The sequence below is a fragment of the Streptomyces sp. KR55 genome (genome assembly GCF_052245645.1).
Taxonomy (GTDB): domain Bacteria; phylum Actinomycetota; class Actinomycetes; order Streptomycetales; family Streptomycetaceae; genus Streptomyces; species Streptomyces flavusporus.
This window is the reverse complement of record NZ_JBQQCE010000526.1, coordinates 1-6,611: the sequence shown is the minus strand read 5'-3', so window position 1 is coordinate 6,611 and position 6,611 is coordinate 1. Positions and strand designations below refer to the sequence as shown.

The following is a 6,611-nucleotide window of genomic DNA, read 5'->3' as shown; positions in this document are numbered from 1 at the left end:
GCGAGGGCACGCTCCCGGACAGGAACGCCGGGCCTCGCGGGGCTCCCAGGCCGGCTTCCGTGCGGGACTGTTGCGTCGGCGTCCGCGGGCCGCTCGGGTCGTCTGTCACGGGCCTGTCTCCTTGTGATGTGGGCCGGTTCACGGGATCCGGGAGAACCACAGCAGTGATGTCGCGGCCGCGAGGAGCGCGGTGAGAAGACCGGCCGCCACGAACCACTGCCAGATCTCGCGTTCCTCGGTGCGGTGGCCGACGGAGCTGCCGATGTCTTCGTAGACCGCCTGGAGTTCCTCTCCGGTCGCCGCCTCGTGGAAGTCGCCGCCCGTCGTCGTGGCGAGTTCCTCCAGCGCGGGTCCGTCGACCGGGACCGGGACGCTGTCGCCGGACGGGAGGGTGATCGTGCCTTCCTGGGTGCCGTAGGCGATCGTCGACACCGGGATGCGGTCGGCGGCGGCCTCCCGGGCCGCCGACTCCATCGAGCGGCCGGTGGTGTTGGAGCCGTCGGAGAGAAGCACGATGTGGGCGGGCTGCGGTTCGGTCTCCGCCCGTTCGTCGAGCGCGCGGACCGCGTTCCGGGCGGCGACGACGGCGTCGCCGATCGCCGTGCCCTCGCCGGTGTTCAGGCGCTGGATGGCCGTGCGCAGCACCTCACGGTCGGTGGTCGGCGGTACCGCGACCGTGGCGGAGCCGCTGAAGGGGACGAGCCCGGCGTTGAACCGCTCCGGCAGCCGGTCCACGAAGGCCAGCGCGGCGTCCCGGGCGGCGGCGAAGCGGGTCGGCTGCACGTCCGTGGCCTCCATGGAGGCGGAGACGTCGAAGGCGACCACGATGGTGGCCCGCTCCCTGGGCACCTGGACCTCGGTGGTCGGCCGGGCGAACCCCACGACGAGCAGCGCGAGCATGCCGCAGAAGGCGGCGGCCGGGACATGGCGCCGCCAGCCGGGCCGGTTCGGCGCGACCTTGTCGAGCAGGTCGAGGTTGGTGAAGCGGACGGCGTACCGGCCGCGCCGGCGCTGCACCACCAGGTAGGCGACGATCAGTGCGGCGAGCGGCACCAGAAGCAGCAGCCAGCCCGGGGACCGCAGACTCATGCCGCCCCGCCTCCCGCCCGCCGCCGCTGCGTCTCGACGTACCGGACGATGTCCCGCACCCAGTCCCGGTCCGTGCGCAGCCGCAGATGCGCGGCGCCGGCCCGGCGTATCGACTGTCTGATCAACGCCCGCTGCTCCAGCGCGGCCGCCGCGTACCGCTCCCTCAACCGCCGTGAGTAGGTGGGGACTTCGCGCCTCCGCCCGGTCTCCGGGTCCACCACCGTGAGCAGTCCGACGGCGGGCAGCTCCAGCTCCCGCGGGTCGACCGTCTCGACGGCGAGCACCTGGTGGCGGCGGGCCGCAGTGCGCAGCGGCTGTTCCCAGCCGGTCTCCAGGAAGTCGGAGACGACGGCGACCAGGCCCCGGGAGGGCAGCGCGCGCAGCGCGTGCAGGGCGTCGGCGAGGCTGTGCTGCGGGACGCCGGGGCCGACCCGGGGCCGGTCGAGGGCGGCGTGCAGGATCGCCAGCAGGTGGCTGCGGCCGGTGCGCGGCGGGATGCGGTGGATACCGGACGGGCCGGTGAGCTGTGCCCCGAGTCTGTTTCCGGCCCGCTCGGTGAGAAACGCGACGGCCGCCGCCGCGCCCACGGCGAGGTCCCGCTTCTCCATCCTCGCCGTGCCGAAGTCCATGCTGGCGGAGGCGTCGAGGACGATCCACGTGGTGAGTTCGCGGTCGGCGAGGGTGCGGCGGACGTGCGGGACGGTGGTGCGGGCGGTGGCGTTCCAGTCCATGCGGCGGACGTCGTCGCCGATGACGTACGGACGGGTCTCCGACACCTCACTGCCGGGACCGGGGACGAGGGAGACGTGGTCGCCCTGGAGGAGTCCGTCGGGGCGGCGGGTGAAGAGCAACTCCAGGTGCTTCAGGGCCTGTTCGGGGGTGAGTTCGCGCAGGGTCGGGGTGCTCATGCGGCGGCCTCCTCGGCGGCCTGGCGGGGGCTGATCCGGGGCTGCTCCACCGCCGCGAGCACCTCGTCGACGATCTCGCCGGCGGTGATGCCGTCGGCGAGGGCGTCGAAGGACAGGACCAGGCGGTGCGCGATGACCTCGTGCGCCAGGTCGCGCATGTCGTCGGGCAGGACATAGCCGCGCCCGCGCAGCAGCGCCAGGGCCCGGGCGGCGGCGACCAGGCCGAGCGTGGCGCGCGGACCGGCGCCGTGCGCGACCCGGCTGCCGGGACCGGCGAGTTCGCGGGTGGCGACGACGAGCCGTACGGCATACTCGGCGACCGCATGGTGCACGAACACCTCGTCGGCGGAACACTGGAGGGCGATCAGCCCCTCGGGGGTGAGGACGCGGCGCGGGCGGGGCGGGTCGACGCTCATCCGGTAGAGGATGGCGAGCTCCTCGGATTCGCTGGGAGCGGCGATCTCCACCTTGAGCAGGAAGCGGTCGCGCTGGGCCTCGGGGAGCTGGTAGACGCCCTCGGACTCGATGGGGTTCTGGGTGGCGAGGACGAGGAACGGCTCGGGTACGGACAGGGTCGTGCCGCCGATGGAGACCTGGTGCTCGCCCATGACCTCCAGGAGCGCGGACTGCACCTTGGCGGGGGCGCGGTTGATCTCGTCGGCGAGTACGACGTTGGCCATCACCGGCCCCGGCTCGATGTCGAAGGCCTCCTGGGAGGGGCGGTAGATACGGGTGCCGGTGATGTCGGAGGGGACGAGGTCGGGCGTGAACTGCAGACGGGCGAAGTGACCGCCCGCGACCTGCGCGAGGGTCTTCGCGGCGAGCGTCTTGGCGACGCCCGGCACGCCCTCCAGCAGGCAGTGGCCGCGGGCCAGGACCGCGGTGAACATGCGCTCCACCATGCGGTCCTGGCCGACGATCACCCGCTTGACCTCGAAGAGGGCCTCCTCCAGGAGTTTGCCCTCGCTCGACGGGGCGGTCACAGCGCGGAGGAGGGGTCGCCCGACGGGGTCGTGGTGCCGCCGCCGTCCTTCCAGGGGCAGTCCTCGCGCCCGTCCGCGCCGCCCTCCTCGACGACGAACCTGATCTGCTCGCGCGGCGGCTCGTCACCGTCGGCGGCGAGCGCGACGCCGCCTCCGGCGAGGCCGACGACTGCGAGGGCTCCGCCGGTGACGAGGAACTTGCGTGTACGTCGTGTCATGGTCTGTGGCTCCTTCGGCCGTGGGGAACGACGTCGGGTACGAAGCCAAGACCATCAGGTGGGGCCGAAAACGGGCTTAAAGCCGGATGTGGGGCTGGTTGGGGCTGCGTGGCGGGTGCGTGGGGGTTGATCGCGCCCACGCGGCAGAGCCGCACATCGATACAGCCCCGCGCCCCTTAGCGTCCGTTGTCCAGCCGTTGGTCGCGGAGCAGGAACCATGCTGCTACCGCCGCCGCGAGCAGCACCGCCGCGCCTGCACCCGCCGCCAGGGCAAGGCCGTCGACGAACGAACTGCGGGCCGCATCCAGCATCGCCCCGGACGCCTGCGCGGGCATCCCCGCCGCCGCCTCCACCGCCCCGCCCAGCGACTCATGCGCGTCGGGCGGGGTGCCCGCCGGAGCGGTGAAACCCCGGTACACGCCTGTCACGATCGAACCCAGTACGGCGATTCCGAGGGCAGCGCCCAGTTCGTACGCCGTCTCGGAGACCGCCGACGCCGCGCCCGCCTGTTCCCTCGGCACGCTGGAGAGGATCACGTCGGCGGTCACCGTGAAGGAGAACCCGGCGCCGATGCCTACGACCAGCAGCGCGGTGCCGAGCAGTGGGTAGCCGGTGGACTGGTCGATCACCGTCAGCGCCGCCAGTGCGAGGCCGACCGCCGCGAGTCCCCCGGAGACCACGGCCCGTACCGAGAAGCGCCGGGCCGCCCGCCCGGCGACCAGACCGGCCGCCACCGCGCCGATCGCGGCGGGCAGTTCGGCCAGACCCGCCTCGAACGGCCGCCTGCCCTGCACGAGTTGCAGGTACTGGGAGAGGAAGAACACCAGGCCGGACAGGCCGAGGACGGTCAGCAGATCGGCCAGCACCGCACCGCTGAAGCCGCGGTTGCGGAACAGCCGCATGTCCAGCAGCGGGGTGGGCAGGGTCAGTTGGCGCCGGACGAACCGGTAGAGGGCGGCCGCACCCACGAGGCCCGCGGCGAGCGCCGCCCACCCGAAGCCGTGCGCGGCGGCCTCCTTGACGGCGTACACGATGCCGACCATGCCGACCAGCGACAGCACGACGCTGTACAGGTCCCACGGGCCGGGGTCGGGATTGCGCGACTCCGGGAGCAGCTTGATACCCACCACGACCAGCACCGCCATCACGGGCAGGTTGATCAGGAAGACCGATCCCCACCAGAAGTGCTCCAGCAGGAAACCGCCGGCGATGGGGCCGACCGCCGTACCGGCGGAGGCGGTGGCGCCCCAGATGCCGATGGCGAGGCTGCGTTCGCGCGGGTCGTGAAAGAGGTTGCGGATCAGGGCGAGCGTGGACGGCATCAGGGTGGCACCGGCGACACCGAGCAGCGCCCGAGCCAGGATCATCATCTCCGGCGTCGTCGCATAGGCGTTGAGCACGGACACCGCGCCGAACGCCGTCGCGCCGACGAGCAGGATCCGCTTGCGGCCGATGCGGTCGCCGAGGCTGCCCATGGAGACGAGCAGACCGGCGATGACGAACGAGTAGACGTCGCCGATCCACAGCAGCTGGGTGCCGGAGGGCCGCAGGTCCTCGGTGATGTACGGGGTCGCGAGGCCGAGGACGGTGGCGTCGACGGCCACCAGCAGCACGGCGAGCACGAGGACGGACAGCGCGAGCCAGCGGCCCGGGCGCTTCACCGCCTCGGTCACGGTCGCCGGCTGCAGCGTGCTGGTCATGATTCCTCTCTCCGTAGTGCGCCACCGAGCAGCAGCTCGACGATCATGGTCTGGAAGTCCTTGGCTGCGACCTTGCCGTCATGGACGGACCAGGCCCCGGCGGCGATCAGGCCGTAGAGGGCCTCGGTGAGCCAGGCGGGGGTCAGGTCGATACGGAACTCTCCGCTGTCCTGGCCGCGCCGGAACAGGGCCGAGATCCGGGCGTCGAGCCGGGCCCAGCCCTCGTTCTGCTGCTCGCCCTCGAACAGTTGGTTCTCGCTGTAGAGGAAGGACAGGAGTCCGGCCGCGTGCTCCATCTCGCGCACCAGCCGCCGTACGGCGTCCTTCGCGCTGCCCTCGTCCAGGCGGGCCGCGTCCAGCGCGGCCTCGCACTCCGCGAGGCAGAGCGACTCCAACGCCCTGACGAGCGCGTCGCGCCCGGCGAAGTGGCGGTGCAGCGTGGCCCGGCTGATTCCGGCGGCCTTGGCGACCTCGTCCATGGTCGCGGTGGATTTGCGGGTCAGCAGGGCTGCGGCGCTGCGGAGTACGTGGTCTGGGTCGACGGCCATGAGACAACCATAGTGCATGTGAGACATCTATGTCTCACACTGGGCATGCGTGACTCATAGCCCCAGGTCGGGAAACCCTCAGTGCCAGGGCAACTGCCCGCGCCGCTCCCAGTACACCTGCGGCTCCTCGACGAGCGCGGCAAGGCGGCTCAGCTGGCCGTCGTCCAGGTCGACGACGGCGGCGTGCAGGTTGGAGGCGAGCTGGGTGACGGTCGCCGCGCCGGAGAGAACGACGCCGGCCCACGGCTGGCGCAGGATCAGGGCGAGGGCCACGGCGTCGCAGCCGAGCGAGGTCTCTTCCGCTACGGCCTTCAGCGCGTCCGGCGCATACGGCTCAGCGAGCCGGCCGTTGGCCATGGCCTCCTTGACGATCACTGTGAGACCGGCGTCATGGGCCTCGGCGAGGGCGGAGGCGGCGGAGGTCTCAAGGGCGTTGTACGTCGACTGGACGGTGCGGAAGAGGGGTTCGCCGTCGACCGTCACCTCCAGCGCCGCCCGGATCGCGTCGGCCTGCGCGGGCCCGCTGGTGGAGAAGCCGATGGTGAGGCCCTCGGCGGCGGCGTCGGCCAGCCTGGCGTGCAGGTACTTGTCGGTGAGGGCCGGGCTGTCCGGGGTCACCGAGTGGATCTGGTAGAGGTCGAGCCGGTCGCCGAGCAGCTCGGCGCTCTCGGCGCGCTGCCGTTCGAAGGTGGCGACGCTGTGGTCCTTGACCTCATGTTGTTCGGCGTCGGTGGTCCACTCGGCGGTGTAGGTGTAGCCCCACTTGCTGCCGACGACGATGTCGTCGATCTCGGGGTGGGCGTTCAGCCAGTCGGCGAGGAACTCCTCGGAGCGTCCGTAGGAGCGGGCGACGTCGAAATAGCGGACGCCCTGGGCGTAGGCGGCGTCCAGGAGCTCGTGCGTCCGCTCGCGCAGGGCCTCGACACTGCGGTCGGCGGGGAGGTCCTGCTCACGGCCGAGGTTGATGTAACCGGGGCGGCCGACGGCGGCGAGGCCCAGGCCGATATGACAGGTGGGAGTCGTTGCCGAGGCCAGTCGGGCGAAGGGCATCGCGGGCTCCGTTCGGTCGCTCCATACGTCGCTCCATACGGCGTGCGACCAACGTAACCCGCGATGCCCCCGTGTCACTTACGGGCGTTCGCCCACGCGTGCTGCGCGGTCACGT

The 6,611-nt window shown here is 72.1% G+C and carries 7 protein-coding genes; all 7 read right to left on the bottom strand.

Annotation, left to right across the window (positions count from 1 at the left end; all coding sequences use genetic code 11):
• Positions 1–138: 138 nt before the first annotated feature.
• Positions 139–1,089, bottom strand: a complete 951-nt coding sequence (locus ACTWQJ_RS44175) for a VWA domain-containing protein (RefSeq protein WP_443312042.1) — start codon at positions 1,087–1,089, stop codon at positions 139–141.
• Positions 1,086–1,997, bottom strand: coding sequence for a DUF58 domain-containing protein (locus tag ACTWQJ_RS44170; protein WP_443312041.1), 912 nt, complete (start codon positions 1,995–1,997; stop codon positions 1,086–1,088). Before ACTWQJ_RS44170 ends, ACTWQJ_RS44175 begins: the two co-directional genes overlap by 4 nt.
• Positions 1,994–2,980: an AAA family ATPase gene (locus ACTWQJ_RS44165; RefSeq protein ID WP_443312040.1), complete on the bottom strand. Its 987-nt coding sequence runs from the start codon at positions 2,978–2,980 to the stop codon at positions 1,994–1,996. The genes ACTWQJ_RS44170 and ACTWQJ_RS44165 overlap by 4 nt, the downstream gene beginning before the upstream one ends.
• Positions 2,977–3,198, bottom strand: coding sequence for a hypothetical protein (locus ACTWQJ_RS44160; RefSeq protein WP_443312039.1), 222 nt, complete (start codon positions 3,196–3,198; stop codon positions 2,977–2,979). Before ACTWQJ_RS44160 ends, ACTWQJ_RS44165 begins: the two co-directional genes overlap by 4 nt.
• A gap of 176 nt (positions 3,199–3,374) precedes the next feature.
• Positions 3,375–4,898, bottom strand: a complete 1,524-nt coding sequence (locus tag ACTWQJ_RS44155) for an MFS transporter (RefSeq protein ID WP_443312037.1) — start codon at positions 4,896–4,898, stop codon at positions 3,375–3,377.
• The gene (locus tag ACTWQJ_RS44150) at positions 4,895–5,446 is read right to left on the bottom strand and encodes a TetR/AcrR family transcriptional regulator (protein WP_443312036.1); all 552 of its coding nucleotides are present in this window, start codon (positions 5,444–5,446) and stop codon (positions 4,895–4,897) included. The genes ACTWQJ_RS44155 and ACTWQJ_RS44150 overlap by 4 nt, the downstream gene beginning before the upstream one ends.
• A 78-nt stretch (positions 5,447–5,524) precedes the next feature.
• Positions 5,525–6,496: an aldo/keto reductase gene (locus ACTWQJ_RS44145; RefSeq protein WP_443312035.1), complete on the bottom strand. Its 972-nt coding sequence runs from the start codon at positions 6,494–6,496 to the stop codon at positions 5,525–5,527.
• Positions 6,497–6,611 lie beyond the last annotated feature (115 nt).